This is a genomic window from Acinetobacter sp. ANC_7512, assembly GCF_056779935.1.
In genome coordinates this window covers 235,382-252,373 of record NZ_JBWYIX010000004.1, presented here as the reverse complement: position 1 = coordinate 252,373, position 16,992 = coordinate 235,382, and the positions used below count along the sequence as shown (strand labels likewise).

General features: G+C 39.4%; 13 protein-coding genes. 2 read left to right on the top strand and 11 right to left on the bottom strand.

Features of this window, described 5'->3' with window-relative positions; all coding sequences use genetic code 11:
- The 9 genes from AC1M9H_RS06215 to cxpE form a co-directional block, all read right to left on the bottom strand.
- The coding region (locus tag AC1M9H_RS06215; protein ID WP_481612991.1) for a type VI secretion system Vgr family protein at positions 1 to 1,948 on the bottom strand (1,948 nt) is incomplete at its 3' end.
- 260 nt (positions 1,949 to 2,208) lie between these two features.
- On the bottom strand, positions 2,209 to 3,774 hold the full coding sequence (gene ahpF / locus AC1M9H_RS06210) for an alkyl hydroperoxide reductase subunit F (protein ID WP_481612990.1): 1,566 nt from the start codon (positions 3,772 to 3,774) through the stop codon (positions 2,209 to 2,211).
- Positions 3,775 to 3,945: 171 nt separating this feature from the next.
- Complete coding sequence (locus tag AC1M9H_RS06205) at positions 3,946 to 4,866, bottom strand: hypothetical protein (RefSeq protein ID WP_481612989.1); 921 nt, start codon at positions 4,864 to 4,866, stop codon at positions 3,946 to 3,948.
- Between the two features lie 17 nt (positions 4,867 to 4,883).
- Positions 4,884 to 6,014, bottom strand: coding sequence for a toxic anion resistance protein (locus AC1M9H_RS06200; RefSeq protein ID WP_481612988.1), 1,131 nt, complete (start codon positions 6,012 to 6,014; stop codon positions 4,884 to 4,886).
- Between the two features lie 8 nt (positions 6,015 to 6,022).
- The gene (locus AC1M9H_RS06195; protein ID WP_180027900.1) at positions 6,023 to 6,805 is read right to left on the bottom strand and encodes a tellurium resistance protein; all 783 of its coding nucleotides are present in this window, start codon (positions 6,803 to 6,805) and stop codon (positions 6,023 to 6,025) included.
- A gap of 128 nt (positions 6,806 to 6,933) precedes the next feature.
- Complete coding sequence (locus tag AC1M9H_RS06190; RefSeq protein WP_481612987.1) at positions 6,934 to 9,345, bottom strand: CSLREA domain-containing protein; 2,412 nt, start codon at positions 9,343 to 9,345, stop codon at positions 6,934 to 6,936.
- Between the two features lie 12 nt (positions 9,346 to 9,357).
- A complete protein-coding gene (gene rbtA, locus AC1M9H_RS06185; RefSeq protein WP_481612986.1) occupies positions 9,358 to 11,148 on the bottom strand; it encodes a rhombotarget A in 1,791 nt (596 codons plus the stop codon).
- A 179-nt stretch (positions 11,149 to 11,327) separates the two neighbouring features.
- Positions 11,328 to 12,035 (bottom strand): DnaA regulatory inactivator Hda, encoded by a 708-nt coding sequence (gene hda / locus AC1M9H_RS06180; protein WP_092766787.1) that lies wholly within the window; start codon positions 12,033 to 12,035, stop codon positions 11,328 to 11,330.
- 15 nt (positions 12,036 to 12,050) lie between these two features.
- Entirely contained in the window at positions 12,051 to 13,274 is a 1,224-nt protein-coding gene (cxpE, locus tag AC1M9H_RS06175) for a chloramphenicol efflux transporter CxpE (protein ID WP_481608703.1), read from the bottom strand.
- A gap of 135 nt (positions 13,275 to 13,409) precedes the next feature.
- Here cxpE and purM point away from each other — a divergent pair, with 135 nt between their 5' ends.
- Complete coding sequence (purM, locus tag AC1M9H_RS06170; protein ID WP_481586445.1) at positions 13,410 to 14,480, top strand: phosphoribosylformylglycinamidine cyclo-ligase; 1,071 nt, start codon at positions 13,410 to 13,412, stop codon at positions 14,478 to 14,480.
- Between the two features lie 18 nt (positions 14,481 to 14,498).
- On the top strand, positions 14,499 to 15,128 hold the full coding sequence (gene purN / locus AC1M9H_RS06165) for a phosphoribosylglycinamide formyltransferase (protein WP_092766790.1): 630 nt from the start codon (positions 14,499 to 14,501) through the stop codon (positions 15,126 to 15,128).
- Positions 15,129 to 15,143: 15 nt separating this feature from the next.
- Here the strand turns inward: purN and AC1M9H_RS06160 are convergent, their stop codons facing one another.
- Together AC1M9H_RS06160 and sppA are read right to left on the bottom strand one after the other, a co-directional pair.
- Complete coding sequence (locus AC1M9H_RS06160) at positions 15,144 to 15,953, bottom strand: alpha/beta fold hydrolase (RefSeq protein WP_481588958.1); 810 nt, start codon at positions 15,951 to 15,953, stop codon at positions 15,144 to 15,146.
- Positions 15,950 to 16,963: a signal peptide peptidase SppA gene (gene sppA / locus AC1M9H_RS06155; protein ID WP_481612985.1), complete on the bottom strand. Its 1,014-nt coding sequence runs from the start codon at positions 16,961 to 16,963 to the stop codon at positions 15,950 to 15,952. The genes AC1M9H_RS06160 and sppA overlap by 4 nt, the downstream gene beginning before the upstream one ends.
- Positions 16,964 to 16,992: the final 29 nt, after the last annotated feature.

The window sequence follows — 16,992 nt, the reverse complement described above, 5'->3', positions numbered from 1 at the left end:
CTTTGGCTTGTTCTTGTTTGTAGGTGGAGATGAGTATGCCTTCGCCTGCTCGTACTGCACCCCATTGGTCTGTTCTAAGTTCGAAGCCTTCGCCGCGTCCTTCGCTTTCTGCTGTTGCTTTGGGATGACTGAGATTCCCTAGGTTAAGTTGGCTCGTCCCGTGGGTGTTTTGCAGTTGGGTGGAGATTTGTCCTGTGGTGTCATCAAAGCGGAGTTGTCCATAGCCTTCGCCTTGGACTTCTTTACTTTTAATCCCTGCGAGTTTTTTTGTGTCTGGCAGTTGGCCTTGACTGTCGAATCGGGTTGGGCTGCGTTGGGCTTCATGTAGGCGGCCCACCACAAAGGGACGGTCGATGTTACCGTCAAAGAAGTCGATAACCACGATTTCATTGATTCGAGGAAGGAAGCGTGCGCCATAACCTTCGCCTGCCCATGGGGTCAGTACATCGACCCAAGCTGAATCGGTATCGTTGTTGTTACTGCCGGCACCACCATCAAATTGGTGGTCTTCTGCTCGGGTAAACAGAAAGCGTACTTTGATGCGTCCCCATTCATCGACATGGATTTCTTCTCCTGCAGGTCCCACCACTTTGGCGCGTTGGGGATGGGTGCTGGGTCGATGTTGTAAGGGGTTGTATTCGGGTACGGTTTTGATGTTGCGTCGTTGTAGGATGAGTTCGCTGGCTTGGCGTTCTTGGTCCTTGTGGGTTGCTTGGTTGGTGTCTGTCTTGTGTTTTGGCGTCCATTGGCTGCATTGTAGCAGTTGTTGGACTTGTTGGTCTAAGTCTTTGGGTAGGTTGTTTTGGTTGTAGTAGCGTTTGCCAACAATGAGGAATTCTTGGTCAGCTCCGCTGTGTTTTGCAATTTCTGGATGGCCATCGAGTCTGAACCAGTAGCCGACCTGGCTGTCTCTGACGCTGGCTTTGGCGATGAATTGTTTGCTTTGTCCAGCGTAGTAGTCGCTGAGGTGTTGGTTGAGTTTTTCGACTTGGCTGTTGCCTGAGGCGGTGGCTTGGTCTTCACCTTTGAGGTCTTGGATCCATGCAGGGCTGATGTGCCATGCTTGTTCGAGGCCTAGGCTGGCATTGTCTTGGTGGTCACTGTGTTGATGCTTGCTTTGGACTGAGCCTGCGCCTTCTTCTTGTTCGAGGGCTGTGGCTTGCCAGCGTTGTAGGTGGACTGCGGTGGGTTGTAGGCTGCGTTGTCCGATAAAACTGGTGATGCTATCAAATTGTTCTGTCGCATCACTACGGTGGTAGCGGATGTTGCGTCGGTTAAGCGCTTGGTATTGGCTGTTGTCATCAATCAGGCGGAGCTTTTGTGCTTCGATCGGGCTGTTGTTGCTCGGTACAATCGGTTGGGCTTCATCAATGAGCCAGTTAATGCCTTCACTGCGTAGTAAGCGAGTCAGAAAGTCGTAGTCGCTTTCGTTACTTTGCATGATAAAGGGTCGGATGTCGTATTGTTGTTGTAGTCCACTGTGGTCTAGGCTGAGGCTAGAGGCAAAGAGTGGGCTTTTGTTTTGCCATTCTTCAAAGAGGATTTCCACCACTTCGACCACGGATTTATTCATAAATACGCGGCTGTTGCGGCGTTTGTGCCAAAGTGAAGTTGCATCGTTAAGCGTGAGTTTGTAGAGGGTCAGTGCCCCATCGCTTTGTCCTTGTGAGGCTTCGGTGATGATGCCAGTGGTTCTAAACAGGGTTCCTTGATCAGTGACTTGATCGACGGCAACTTGTGTGCCGATGAATTGTTTGAGTGGAATTAAGGTATTGGTCGAGAGACAGATGAGTTCTGCTTGCACGCCTTCGTTAAGGGCATGGCTGCCATCGATGCGTTGTAGGAAGACTTGGCTATTCAGCTGTGAATGACTGAATTGGATGTGGAGGGCTCTGTTTTGGGCGGTGAGGCCGAGCTGTTCCAATGCCGAAAAGATGTTGGCAAGCATGGTTATTATCTGTCTTTTATAATTTAATAAGGCTAAAGAATTTTTTAATATTTAAACAAAAAACAGACACGATAAACAGGTCCTGTTACACAAAACACCCATTTATTGTGAAATAAAATTACAAATAAAATATAGATTTGATTTAACAAATAATATAAAGCAAGGGAATGATTACAAAAAAAAGAGGCTGAAGTGTTAGCATCTTCAACCTCTGTAAACTAAAAAAACTAAAAACTTCTTATTTAAAGAATATGATTGAACTACTCTCCAGAACGAATGATGTAATCAAACGCTGACAGTGATGCTTTCGCGCCTTCACCAGTGGCAATGATGATTTGTTTATAAGGTACTGTTGTACAGTCACCTGCAGCAAATACACCTTTTACATTGGTTTCGTTGCGATCGTTAATCACAATCTCACCACGGTTGGTTAACTCAACTTGGGTTTCTTTTAAGAAATCCGTGTTGGGTAACAAACCGATTTGTACGAAGATCCCCGCCAATTCAACTGTGTGCTCTTCATCTGTCGCACGGTCTTTGTATTTCAGTGCAGTGACTTGTTTGCCATCACCCACAACTTCTGTAGACAACGCATTTTTGATGACAGTCGTATTTGGCAAGCTGTTCAATTTATCTTGAAGTACTTGGTCAGCACGTAGTTTGGTATCAAACTCAACTAAAGTGACATGCTCAACAATACCAGCCAAGTCAATTGCCGCTTCAACACCAGAGTTACCACCACCGATCACAGCCACACGTTTACCTTTGAACAATGGGCCATCACAGTGTGGGCAGTACGCAACACCACGGGTTTTGTATTCTTGCTCACCGGGTACATTCATTTCTCTCCAACGAGCACCTGTAGACAGGATGACCGTTTTCGATTCAAGTTTTGCACCATTCTCTAAAGTCACTTCAACTAAACCGTTGGCAGTTTCATCTGCACCTTTGATGTCAGACACACGTTGTAAGTTCATGATGTCAACACCGTATTCACGAACGTGTGCTTCCATTTCAGCTGCAAACTTAGGACCTTGGGTCTTTTGCACTGATGTAAAGTTTTCAATATCCATGGTGTCCATGACTTGACCACCCATGCGTTCAGCCACGATACCTGTTTTAATACCTTTACGTGCTGCGTAGATTGCAGAAGTGTTGCCTGCAGGGCCACCACCGATCACAAGCACGTCAAATGCGTCTTTGGCATTGAGCTTTTCAGCATCTTTCGCAGCAGAGTTAGTATCGAGCTTCGCAACAATCTCTTCCAATGTCATACGACCTTGACCGATATGGTCGTTGTCTTGGAACACCATTGGTACAGCCATGATTTTGCGTTCTTCAACTTCGTCTTGGAAGAATGCACCATCAATCATGGTTGCTGTTGTGCCAGGGTTGTAGATTGCGATCAAGTTAAGTGCTTGAACCACATCTGGACAGTTATGACAGCTTAAAGATACGAATACGTCAAAGTCAGATTTGATTTCTAAAGCTTTAATGGATGCCAATACTTCGTCAGATACTTTTGGTGCATACCCAGAAGTTTGTAGCAATGCCAAAATCAAAGAAGTGAACTCATGACCCATTGGTAAGCCTGCGAAGAAGACACGCGGTTCTTCACCTGCTTTTGCAATACCAAAGCTCGGCGCACGTTTATTTTGACCATCAAAACGAGCTGTGACGAATGGAGAAAGTGCAGCCACTTCTTCCACAAGTTCTTTGATTTTTGCAGATTTGTCTGAATCATTTAAAGTCGCAACCAATTCGATTGGACCCTCAAGGCGTTCTAAAAGCGTTTTTAATTGAGCTGAAGTATTTTGATCTAACATTGCTAACGTCTCCAAAGGAGTAATATTTATTTGATAAAGCTATATTAGAAGAAATACAAAAATAGGTAAAACAGTTAGTTTGCATAAAGACTATCGAAAAATTGAATTAAAAAATCATTCATTTAAAAATGAATGATTCTTTTATGATGGTCGTAACAGTACAAACTTTAACTATATCTCCAAACGTTGAGTGATCGTTTGAATTCTGCTTTTAAAACTACGAGCTAATCCAAAGAAAATAAGCATTAACAATAACATGATGGCTGAGAATACCATTAATATCATCTTGACGACTTCTGAAATTTGTCGTGCCTGATTTGCCCGATGATCTATCGCTTTTGCCGAAGGAGTAATAGATTGACCATAAACTTGTTGCTGCATTGACCATAACTGCTCTGCATTAAAACCATATTCGACAAACTGTTTTTCATTTCTTTCAGCTTGCGCAAGTCGAGCTAAATATGCAGTTGCTAGATTGGTATCTTCAGGTTTGTGAATCAAAGCCACTTGCGCAAGGACGTAGGCTTGTATAATTGGATTGACCTGTTGTTCAGTCATGATGACAGCAATCTGACTTTCATGAATCGATTTATCATAATGACTTAATTGATATTGTTGATCTAAAGACTCATCATTCATGTCGTACTGAACATAGGTCAAACTTGACCAAATTAAGATGACAGCAATTAACCAACCTACAAACTTAAGCACAAATGATTGAAAGCGCACATAGAAAAAACGTATTTTCTTTAAAAAATGAACAATAAAAAAAGCACCAATGACTGAGCTAAATACTTTTAGAATGAACCAGCCTAACCAAGATATTAAATTAAAAAAATAGTCAGGCTGATGTTGGTACACGTTTACGACTTCATCTAAACTATGTGGCAAATGAAGCTGCTGAACAGTTTCACTCATGCCCATAAAACCATAAATCATGTCCTGATGAATAAAAAGCGACACGACTGAAATGATGAATACACTGGTACTCAAAAATCCCCATAAATTAAGTATACGATTTCGTTTGTACAATTCAGGCAATCTTTTCTGAATCTCAGTCTGCGCCACAAGATATTCATTGGTTTTATTCAAATTTAAACCTCAAGAATTTAGTGTTTTAGCTGATTTTGACTCGAATCCAAAACAAGTTGTTGAAGATTTCCTTGCAAAGCCTTAATACGGATTGATGCCTCTTCACGTTTTTGCATCCCTTCTTTCTGAATACTAATAACATCATTCACTGTTTTAATGAGGGTATTTTGAACATGTTCAAGTGTTTCAATGTCAATCACTGAACGTTGATTTGCTCGAGCAGTATCGACTGAATTCTGGTGTAATAAATCTGCATTCCGTTTAAGTAACTCATTCGTCGCATCATCAATAGTATTAGCCAATTGGACGCTATTTTTTTGCTCCTGTAATGAAATCGCTAAACTAATTTGATTTTTCCAAGCAGGAAGCGTGATATTTTTTATCGCATAAAACTTATCCACCAACATTGAATTATTTGATTGAATAATTCGAATCATCGGTAATGTCTGCATCGCAGATTGTTGCAATACCTGTAAATCACTCACTCTTTTTTCCAAATTGTTTGCTAAGTGATTTAAGTCGTAGATTTTTTGATTGGTTTGCGCATCTTGTTCTAGCGTACTCAATTCAGCTATTTGCTCTTGAACTTCTTGTTGTTTAATTTTCCCTGCAGCAATATAAACCCCTAATTGTTTATATTCATCCTGCACACCATCAAACATACGATCCAATGTATTTACACGGTCTTTTAAACCTTGTTGAGAGGTTTCAATTTCTTTAACTAAAGCATCTATTTGTTCTTTAGTGGAATTGAACTTTTGATCAAAGCTCTGCTTCGCACCTTTAAATCGATTTAAGATACTGCCCAAGAAGCCTGAACTTTTAGCAGGGCTTAAAATACTGTTTGTATTGAGCTGTTGAGCCACTGTAACAACTTCATTTAACTTTTGACCTGTTGCATCCAAATCTTTATTTTTGACTAAATCCAGCAGTTCATCCGTATAAGTCGCTGTTTTAGTCGCGATATTTTTCCCATATTCAGCAACCGTTGCATGATTCATATCAGCTAGTTCTTGGTGAACTGATTCGACTGCTGCAAGGTCTGAGGTCATCAACCCAATTTCTTTTAAATCTAACTTGGAAAACTTTTCCTCCATAGAGATTAAGCTTAAGGATTCATTTTTCTTTTGAATTGGAAAATCAGACATAACACACCTTATTCTTTAATTAGTGATTTTTTTAAAGATCGAATCAGTTGTTCGCGACTTTGATCTAACTTTTCAATATCGACTGCGCCATTTTTAATTTGAGTTTGCTCAAGATGATATTGCCAAGCTGGGATTAATACTTGCTGCGCTTCACGAAAACGATCCGTCAGAGTTAATGAAAGTTGTTGAGTCAATTGCATTTGCATGAGAGAAATATCATTGTTTGCTTGTACCGACTCTAATGTTTGTATTTTTTTAGCCAATCGCTCCTCAAAGTTATCGAGTGGATGGCGATGATGAGAAAAATCTGTGTATTCTGTTAAAAATTGTCTTGCTGCTTGAATGTAGCGCGCCATTTGCTCTCTTAAACCAACTGCTTGCTGAAATCGAGAACTAGACTTTTGGATTTCAATGTGAATACGTTGGGACAGCTGATCAGCATCTAGAATGAGTCTATCTAAATCACGAATATAAGAAATTTGACCCGCACCGAACTCCAAATCCAGACCTAACCACTTTTGGAGAGCATTAAATTTTTTTTGTTTTAATTTCTTTTTGGATTGATTCAATTTTTGAATAATATCTGAAATTGTTTCGCTTAATTTTTTATTTAAAGTGGGGTCTATACCTACCAATAGAGCATTTTGTGCCTGCACAATATGTTCAGCATATAAATTAAGTTTAGACGAATCAGTCAATAAAGGAACAAGATCATGCCTCTTAATTGAGAGCAAATCCGAAGGATTAACTTCAATTTGATTTAAGGGTATAAGCTCATTAAAAGATGACATTGGTGTAATTTAAGAAAGTGATCAGCAATCTTCAAATGTAGCAATAAACTGTTCAAAATATACTAATTTTTTGCAAAATATTACACAAAATCAAACACAAAAAAAGCCAGCAAATGCTGGCTTTTTTATTAATGAGGTTTAGATTTTCTCATTCTAAGCCAACTTAAACCAATGAGTCCTAAAAGCCCAAACCCACCTAGGCTCCCCCCTCCACTCTTACGAGAACTTCCAGGCCCTGTTTCCGCATTTAGAACAGCTAATGTTCCCTCACCTGATGAAGCGCCGTCTGCGTCCAATACTGAGTACTTAAGATCATAGGAAAAGACATCCAAATTATTGTTCAACTGAACTCGAATGTTTCCACCATAGCACTTTTTAAAACGGTCATTAGCACATGGCTCTACCCGATCCGCGATAATTGAAACGGGATTCGGTACTCTTGCAAAATAAATTGATACCTCATCTCCATTAGCATTATGGTAAAACTCCTTTTTATTTGGAGGATTAATTGCATTTCTGTTGCCATCACCAGCATCACTCGCTTCAGCCAGTAAATTTACACTGATTTGAGTCGATTTTTTTGGATTGATTGTATATTCCACACGTTCAGGAACAGTTGGCACGATATTGATAAAATTACCAATCAAATATGCACTTGATGTTTTTTTACTGTCGTTTTTTGAAGTGAGCGTATATGTACAGAATTCAGAGTCTCCACTTGGTGTTATACGACCATCTGTTCTATACATGACTATCTGCTTAAGCTGCGGTTTCCATTCACATTTCAACCGATCATCAAATTTACCTAAGAACGTTTTATCGATATCTAATTTCCCAACTCCCACAACCTCAACTTTGACATCATAATTATCAACATTAAGATGCTCAATTTTTCGCACCTTACCATCAGGAGAAACAAATTCATCTGGTAAATTCAATTTGAATGGATCGAATAATATTGGACGATATTGATTAAGATTATTTAACTCATTCAAAAATGCTTTTTGATCGGTGAGCTCCTTATTATAATAATCAATCACTTCTTCTTTGGTTTCAGGATCGGCAATAGCATCTTCGAATGCTTTAATTCTATTCTCAGTTGATTTCTTTATTTGAACCAGTGATTCATTTGCTTTACTTAAATTGGAAACAGTCAACTTTAAGGTTTCTATCGCACCAATATCGCAAGTATTGGGAGTCGCATCTAAACTGTTGAGCGAGTCCAATCCAATCCGATTTATACCTCGTTGATCAAGTTGCGAACAACCATCAGTACCAAAATCAACTAAATCTGTACCACTAGAATTAATCTTCGGAAAAAAGACAGGATGAAAGTTAGTATTCTCATCATTAACCGGTAACGATGTTGAAAACAGATCATTGATACTCAATTGACTAACATCAAGACTATTTTTTTGTGCATTTTCTGATGCTTTTGCTGGTAGATCACAGTCTATAGATGGATTACTCAGTGGAATAGCATTTGCCAATAATTCAATACCTGCCGACTCAACTTGGCTCACATCACCGTGACTATATATACAGGCTTTAGCCTGATTAAAACCTAACACATTATGATTTAAGGCTTTTGCACCTGTATTCCCATACCAAAGCACAGATCGCGCGGTATTCGCGATAATCGTATTACTATCGAGCTTCAAAATAGAATTGGGACTCAAATTTATTTGACCCCCATCTGTTAAACGATCACTAAATTGAAAAATTTGACCTTGTGTAGTATTTAATACATTGGAAGAGATTGTATTTGCTTGCAATTGTGCTGTAGGTTCACCACAAAATGAGAATAAACTGTTTGAAGCTGTATTTCCATTTTCAGTAATCGACATACGGGATAAATCAATCTTACGACGTGTGAACACAAGATTATCCAAGCAAGACATCGCGATAACAGCACCTTGCTGAGCTGTATTACCACTCACCCACCCGACCGAATAATTTAAAGAGCTATCACTGTCATTCAAAAATATCGCTCCACCTCTTAACGCTGAAGACTTTGTGATATTTACATTGTATAAATCAGTCTCACCCCCCAAGAGCAAAGCGCCACCATTGGTAGATGATTTACCATTTGTCAGCTCTATATTTCTTAAACTCAAACTCGGTCGATTTAAATTGGTCGTATTGAAAATGCGATGTGTATTTTGACCATTAATTATAGTTTGAATTTTAGTTTGCGCAGGATAACTATTTGAAATGACATTCGGTTTGGAATAATCGACAGGCTCTTTACCCATAATAATCACTGAAGAAGTTGGCTGAAGCTCTGCATTCAAGCTATAGGTACCAGCTTCAAGCTGAATAATGTCAGTTTGTACTCGATCCGTATTTCCTTTAGCACAACCTCCATAAGCTCGATTAGTCGAAGCAGCCGTCAACGCTTCTCTGAGTGAACACTTTGCATCATTAGTACCGTCTTCATCATCGATGGTAGTGACATAAATTATTGTATCTTCAGCAGCCATTAATGACATTGCAGAAAGGACTGCTAAAGTCAAAAAAGCTTTTCTACTTTTCAACATACGATTCCCTTATTATTTTTTTCTACGTATCGCGATTAAAGTCATCAGACCTAACACGGAGATTAGACCTATACCTCCACCAGAAGTTTTTACTTTATCGCTTGTATAAGTATCTCTGGGGTCTTGTTTGATGACAGTTGGAATTTCGATATAAGGATTCATTGACTCATTTAATTGACGTGTAGATACAACGACCAAAACTTTAAAATCATCAGTTCCGTGCCAATTCCCTTGAGGTGTATAAGTAAACTCTCCATTTTGGAGTAGTTCAGCTTTACCTTTACTAGGAGAGTTATTTTGTTGGATGATCATACAGCCCGCTTGCCATTCTTCTTTTTTGGGATGAGGTCCGACTAAGGCATCACATTGACTAGCAGGTATTAGTTCACCATCTCCTAGAAAATCATTAATATTTAACTTAACAATTTCTCCGTAAAAGATATCCTTGCCAAATCTGCCTGAAGACGTACTTGACTGAATAAGTTCGATTGCGCCTCGATCACACAAAATACGATCCTTACGTGCATTGCCACGCTGATCAACTGTTTCACATGATGTACCATTTGAATCTGGTCCACGATTAATGATCGGAGAATCTGTTAATTGTCGATAACTAGGCAACACTCTTGGGCGGAAATATCCTAAAGCATAGCCAGAATAGACTTTGAACGGACATAAAATGCCAGATGAATTAACATCACATTCACCTTCTACATCAGTCCCAGCTAATAATGTGCGCTCGCCCAGTTGTTCTGAAGCTGTGCCCTCACAACCAAAACCATATAAATTATTGTTTAAATTTGATTGATCTATTGCAGTCTCTACACGACAGTCTCGATTGCCATTTTTTGCAATTATATTGTTAGTAATCGATGCCTTCTTAAACGGTGCATTAAAAACCAAGCCAAAATCATTAAAGACCAGAGTATTGTTATTAAGCGCAATACCATCCTTCACATTGATAATATAACCATTATTATTAAAAATTGTTGAATTGATCACTTTGGCATAATTGAGATTAGTCACCTTAGTTTCATCTTCACTCAACACTTTATGGCTATAAATTGCGAAACCTTCTGAATCTGTTATTTTATTACCTTTAATAACAGAAGCACTAATGTCAAAATCAGGAAATTCGCTATACAAAACAGCACCTTGTTGTGCTTGATTGTTCTCTAATAATGAATTAACTAGATTCACTCGCGCGGAACGAATTTTGCTAGTTTCGGATTCAATAAATGATTCAACATTATAAATTGCACCACCAAAATTTGCTTTGCCATTGATAAGATGGCTTTTATCAAATTTTAGCCGTTCATAATTGAGAATTAATCCACCTTTGTCTTTGCATAAAGACGCAGTACAACCTTGCAAGGTAATTTCGTAAAATTCCACACCAATTGCAGCATCTCTAATTTCATCATCAGCTTTAGGACGAATTCGCTCAATATGGAAAATTCTATCAGTACCCTTCATTGTTATGACGGCATTTTTTGTACCAGGAATATCGTCAACAATGGTAGTTTCATACTGCGTTCTAAAAACCATCGGTTTAGAGATGCGAACTTGCTCGTTTAGGAGATATTCTTTCGTAGATAAGATAATATTATCTGTGGCATCTTTACCACCACAACCATTGAGACCTGCTTCAGGTTTACCCTGATTAATATATTCAATTGCTTCACGCAACGAACATTCATCATCATTTTTGGTGATATCTTCAGTAGTCGTAACCACAATATCTGCACTGAATACATGCCCTGTTGCACACAACAATACAAGACCTAAGCCCCGTCTGAGCATTACCATCTCCTTAATTTTTCTTTATTTTTTTAAGTAGCGAACTTTAATTATGTAGCGCTATTTGTCCATTTTGACTAATCTGTCACAAATTTTTAGAATTCTCAATTATTTTTAAGTAAAAAATTGCCGAGTTCAGATAAAATCTACATTTTGAGTTTTGAATAACATTTAAAAAGCATTTAAGCACTATACTGATCGATGAGCGCGTAGATTTGCTTAAGGGTTGCGTTAGATAGCTTAACTTTTTCACCCTGTAGTAACTTTGATAATTGATCAACCGTTTGTAATAAGGTACTGGTCTGTATCGGGCCATTGGTCAGCAGATAATCAATAATTAAAGGATCAAAATGCACACCTTTACGCTCCAACACAGAATGTAATAAGGCATAGCGGTCAGCGTAGGATTGACCTGTTGGCACTTTAACACTCACCGCTTGAGTTAATCTCGACTGAAGATCTGGTAATTCAAGTTTCAATTCAATTGGCGCAGATCTAGATGAAAAGACTAGTTGTCCTCCACCATCATTATTATTATTTATTAAATGAAATACCGCCTTTTGCCAATGCGGTACACCACTAATCGCTTCAATATCGTCTAGAGCGACCAAATCATAACGATCCAATGAAGTAATCGCCTCAATTGGAGCATCGAGCAATTCTAGCAATGAAACTTTAATTGCAGATTTCCCAACATCTAGATATGAGTCACATATTGCAGTTAATAAGTGACTCTTACCTGTGCCCGCCCCGCCATAAAGATAAAATCGATTCATTAATCCAGCATGAAGTTGGCGAACTGCATCAATGACGGGTCCCCAACCTGGGCCGGAAAAATCACTGATCCGTGCATCAAGTTGAGGTTCTATATCAAGTTGCAGTTGCCGCATAAATGCTTGGTCACCTTAAGGTTCTTTATTTTGTTTCTGCACATCGATTTTTTCAGATGTTGCAATATCTTGTTGATTATTGATTGATTGTGGTTTGAGATCAAGCTCAATATCAACCTGATCGGTTTGGATTGTAATTTCACCACCACCATGATCAGCTACGGCAACAGCTGGCGTACCATAAATTGTACTCCTTTCATAAGTGTCACGTGCATGTCGGAGCAGTACCACGATTACAGCTGCAACAGGTAATGCAATCAACATACCCAAGAAACCAGCCAATTGTGCACCAGCCAATACAGCGAATACGACCGCTACTGGAGAAAGACCAATTTTATCTCCCAATAAGAATGGCTGAAGCACATAACCTTCAACAGCTTGCCCTACCATGAACACCACTGCAACTAAAAGGAGTTGAGTCCAATCCATACCAAATTGAAAGAAAGTTGCGATCACGGCAGCAATAATTCCTACTGCAAATCCTAAATATGGGATGATACTTGCCAAGCCTGCAATCATGCCAATAATCAAACCAACTTCCAGACCAATCAGTTGTAAACCAACGGCATAAACAATCCCCAAAAGGATCATCACGAGGAATTGTCCTTTTACAAATGCGCCTAGTACGCTATGGCATTCACCTACGATTTCAAGTGTTGAAGCTTCATAAGGACGTGGAATGAGTCGACGCAAACTATTGAGCATTCGATCCCAATCTAAGAGGAAATAAAATGCAATAATTGGAATCAGTACAATTGTCCCACCAATCTGAATAAAATTCAGACCAGATTGTGCCAATTTGAGTGCCATCGCTTGGATACTGTCAGCACTATAATTGGTTTGAACATACTCCATAACAGCTGCTGAAATCTGGTCTACATCTAATTCTAGTGGCACTATATTGAAAGTATCTGATAACCACGGTAAGAAGCTATAATTTACCCAATGAACTACTTTCGGGATACTGGATTTAGCATACATCAGCTGTTCCCAAATTAATGGAACCAAATACCACATTGCCCATGTGATCACGACACCAATACCAATAAATACCAAACTGATAGACAACCAACGAGGTAAACCTATCTTATGCAATCGTTCAACCAATGGACTGAAAAGATAAGCTATTAAAAATGCACCAATAAATGGGATTACGACCGGTTTTAATAAGTATAAAATCCAGAGAAATAAAGCTATCCCTGCAAGGATAAAAACACGGCGTAGGGTACGATCTACCATAGAAACTCGCCTTTTTTAAGATTATTCGTTATGTAAAGGAAAATATTTTAGTAAAGATAACATTTTAGTGCATAAATAACATAAGAGTTTCGTATATTCAGGTTATAATCCCCGCGCGAATGCGGAGACTTCAATATGAGCAACTCAACTTCTACCCCAAACACTGGTTTAAGCTACAAAGATGCAGGTGTCGACATTGAGGCGGGCGACGCGTTAGTCGATCGTATCAAATCTGTCGCTAAACGCACGACTCGTCCTGAAGTAATGGGCGGTCTTGGTGGCTTCGGTGCACTTTGTAAAATTCCTAAAGGTTATGAAGAACCTGTTCTCGTATCTGGCACAGACGGTGTTGGTACAAAATTACGTTTAGCATTGAATTTAAACCGTCATGACACAATTGGTCAGGATTTGGTTGCAATGTGTGTGAACGATTTACTTGTCTGTGGTGCTGAACCACTCTTCTTCCTTGATTATTACGCAACTGGTCACCTCAATGTTGATGTCGCAGCAAATGTAGTGACAGGTATCGGTCAAGGTTGTGAACTTGCTGGATGTGCGTTGGTCGGTGGTGAAACTGCTGAAATGCCAGGCATGTATGAAGGTGAAGATTACGATTTAGCTGGTTTCTGTGTAGGTGTTGTAGAACAAAGTAAAATTATTGATGGCTCTAAAGTTAAAGCTGGTGATGTATTAGTTGGTGTTGCTTCAAGCGGCGCACACTCTAACGGCTACTCTCTTCTTCGTAAAATTTTAGATGTAAAAAATGTTGATTTAACTCAAATTGTTGATGGTCGTCCACTTGCTGATGTTGCAATGGAGCCAACTCGTATCTACGTTAAACCTATTTTAGAGCTTCTCAAACAGGTTGATGTTCACGCGATGGCACACATCACAGGTGGCGGTTTACCAGGTAACTTACCTCGCGTATTACCAAATGGTGCCCAAGCTGTAGTAAACGAATCTTCTTGGGAATGGCCTGAGCTGTTCAAACTTCTTCAACGTGAAGGTGGTGTAGAACAATTTGAAATGTACCGCACATTCAACTGTGGCGTAGGTATGGTTCTAGTTGTTGATGCTGCTGAAGCTGATAAAACAGTTGAATTCTTAAATCAACTCGGTGAAAAAGCATGGACAATGGGCCACATTGTTGACAATGCTGAATCTGTCGAAGGTGCAGACGAAAAAATTCGTGTGATCTTCGCTTAATCAGTTTATTGTTAAAACATGATTAAAATTGCTGTTTTAGTATCAGGTAACGGATCAAACCTACAAGCATTAATTGATGCAAACCTTTCAGGTCAAATTGTCGGTGTGATCTCGAATAAACCTGATGCTTACGCACTTGAGCGTGCTACTCATGCCAACATTGCAACTGCAGTGATTGAACACAAAAACTTCCCAGACCGTGAAACGTTTGATGATGTTATGCATCAGCAACTACTCGACTGGGAAGCTGATCTTGTAGTTTTAGCGGGCTTTATGCGTATTTTAAGTGCTAAGTTCGTTAAAGCATGGGAGGGTAAAATGATCAATATCCACCCTTCTCTACTGCCAAATTACAAAGGAATGCATACACATCAACGTGTATTAAATACTGGTGATTTATGGCATGGATGTACAGTACATTATGTCACTGCAGAACTAGATGCAGGTCAAGCACTTGCTCAAGGCGTACTCAAAGTGTCGCACCATGATAATGTTGCATCTTTAGCTGATCGTGTACATCAACTTGAACATTTAATTTATCCTCAAGTTGTAGAATGGATTTGTAATCAAACCATTCAAGTCACATCCGAAGGCGTGCACTATAAAAATCAAATTTTGAAAGATCCAATACAGTTCTGTCATATTTGATTTAAAAAACGCAGCTTAGGCTGCGTTTTTTAGTGGCGTCAAAATAGTTTTTAAATGCGCAGCCAATTGCTCAGGATGTTCAAGTGGGAACATGTGTCCACCTTCAAAAATACTAAAAGGCACACCAAACTTTTTCCTCACTTTATGAGGGAATTTACGTGCTAAGAATGGACCTTCAGAAGCAACAATTAATTGACTTGGAACTTTGAGCTTAGGTTGAGGCAGCCACCATAATGAAGGATTGGTTCTAAAAATATCCACTTCAATAGATTTTGGAATCGCCAACTCAACGCCGCCACGCGTTGGATCTTCAACTAATGCAAATTGAATATAGTCATTAAAACATTGCTCATCAAATGCTGCATATAGGGCTTTTGGTCGAAGTAATGTTGCAGCTTGCTCTCGACTATCCCAATGATCACGTCGACGTTTAGACAATGCCGCTGGCGACATTTGATCCACTGCTTTTAACTTCAAAGACTTTGCAATATGCATAGCAAATGATTCTAGCCCCATAATAAGAGGTGGATCGAGAAGAATAGTTTGACTAAAAAGTTCTGGGCATTTCAAAGCAGCTTTGAACGTCAAAACTCCTCCTAAGGAGTGCCCGATACCAATCACTTTACGACCATGGGATTTCTGAACAATATTATCAATCACTTGCTGTGTCATACTTTCCCAGTGTTGATCTACAGGATAACGTTGATCAACACCAAGATTGGTCGTATAAATCACATCGAATTGATCAGACAAAGCATCAAAAAATTTTTGATAAACTTTCGATGGAACCCCGTTGGCATGAGCAAAATGGATCAATGGTTTCATTGGATTCGATTCACCTGCTCAGATTGAATCTGCTTGGAAATTGAAGAAGCAAAACCTTGACCAATTTCACTTCCAAGTCGTCCAAGCACAGAATCAAAGGGGCTACGTTGAATAGTATAATCTACCGTTTTTTCGACTTTTAATTCACGTTTCAGTGTGTGAATACTGCCAATCCGATCTGCGATACCGAGCTTCACAGCCTGCTCACCAGTCCAAAACAAACCTGAAAATATAGCAGGGTCTTGCGATTTCAATTTATTGCCACGACCTTTTTTGACTGCATCAATAAAATGTTGATGAACATTATCCAATACACCTTGTACGTGTGCACGTTGTGCAGGATCAACTGGTTGTGTCATCGACAATAATGCTTTGTTCTCACCTGAAGTCATGGTGCGATCTTCAACGCCAAGTTTTTGCATCAAACCACTCACTCCATAGTTTGGCATAATGACGCCAATTGAGCCGACTAAACTTGATGGATTAACAATAATTTCATCCGCTGCAGACGCAATGTAATATGCACCTGAAGCACCTGTGTCACCAATTAATGCATAAAGTTTTTTATCTTTATAAACCGACTTTAAATATTGGATCTCTTGCCAAATTTCATCAGACTGAACTGGAGATCCACCCGGAGAGTTAATTTTTAAAACAACAGCTTGCGATTGCTTGCTTTCAAATGCTTTTTTCAAACCTTTGATCGTATCTGCACTATTCACACTTTGCTGGTCTGCAGCAATCGTTCCTACAATATCGACTGTAGCAATATGCTGTGATGACACCGCACTATCAGTGGAAGTCGTTGAACAACTTTTCCCCATGACCAAAACTATAAACAACAGATATGCGAAAGTAAGAAATTTAAAAAAGATTCCCCAACGTCTTGCACGTCTCTGTTCTTCTACAGATGCGAGAACAGCTTTTTCTAAAATTTGCCATTCTTTTCCGTTCGGTTGGTTATTTGGTTTTTGATTTTCATTTTGTGGTTCAGGCGGCCAAGCGGACATACATACCATCCTAATTAAATTTAAGCTGA

What these genes read in the sequence shown, in the direction of transcription:
- purN (WP_092766790.1), top strand. Translation starts at nt 14,499, where the DNA reads ATGATTAAAATTGCTGTTTTAGTATCAGGTAACGGATCAAACCTACAA.
- AC1M9H_RS06200 (WP_481612988.1), bottom strand. Translation starts at nt 6,014, where the DNA reads ATGTCTGATTTTCCAATTCAAAAGAAAAATGAATCCTTAAGCTTAATC.
- cxpE (WP_481608703.1), bottom strand. Translation starts at nt 13,274, where the DNA reads ATGGTAGATCGTACCCTACGCCGTGTTTTTATCCTTGCAGGGATAGCT.
- ahpF (WP_481612990.1), bottom strand. Translation starts at nt 3,774, where the DNA reads ATGTTAGATCAAAATACTTCAGCTCAATTAAAAACGCTTTTAGAACGC.
- AC1M9H_RS06195 (WP_180027900.1), bottom strand. Translation starts at nt 6,805, where the DNA reads ATGTCATCTTTTAATGAGCTTATACCCTTAAATCAAATTGAAGTTAAT.
- hda (WP_092766787.1), bottom strand. Translation starts at nt 12,035, where the DNA reads ATGCGGCAACTGCAACTTGATATAGAACCTCAACTTGATGCACGGATC.
- AC1M9H_RS06190 (WP_481612987.1), bottom strand. Translation starts at nt 9,345, where the DNA reads ATGTTGAAAAGTAGAAAAGCTTTTTTGACTTTAGCAGTCCTTTCTGCA.
- purM (WP_481586445.1), top strand. Translation starts at nt 13,410, where the DNA reads ATGAGCAACTCAACTTCTACCCCAAACACTGGTTTAAGCTACAAAGAT.
- sppA (WP_481612985.1), bottom strand. Translation starts at nt 16,963, where the DNA reads ATGTCCGCTTGGCCGCCTGAACCACAAAATGAAAATCAAAAACCAAAT.
- AC1M9H_RS06160 (WP_481588958.1), bottom strand. Translation starts at nt 15,953, where the DNA reads ATGAAACCATTGATCCATTTTGCTCATGCCAACGGGGTTCCATCGAAA.
- rbtA (WP_481612986.1), bottom strand. Translation starts at nt 11,148, where the DNA reads ATGCTCAGACGGGGCTTAGGTCTTGTATTGTTGTGTGCAACAGGGCAT.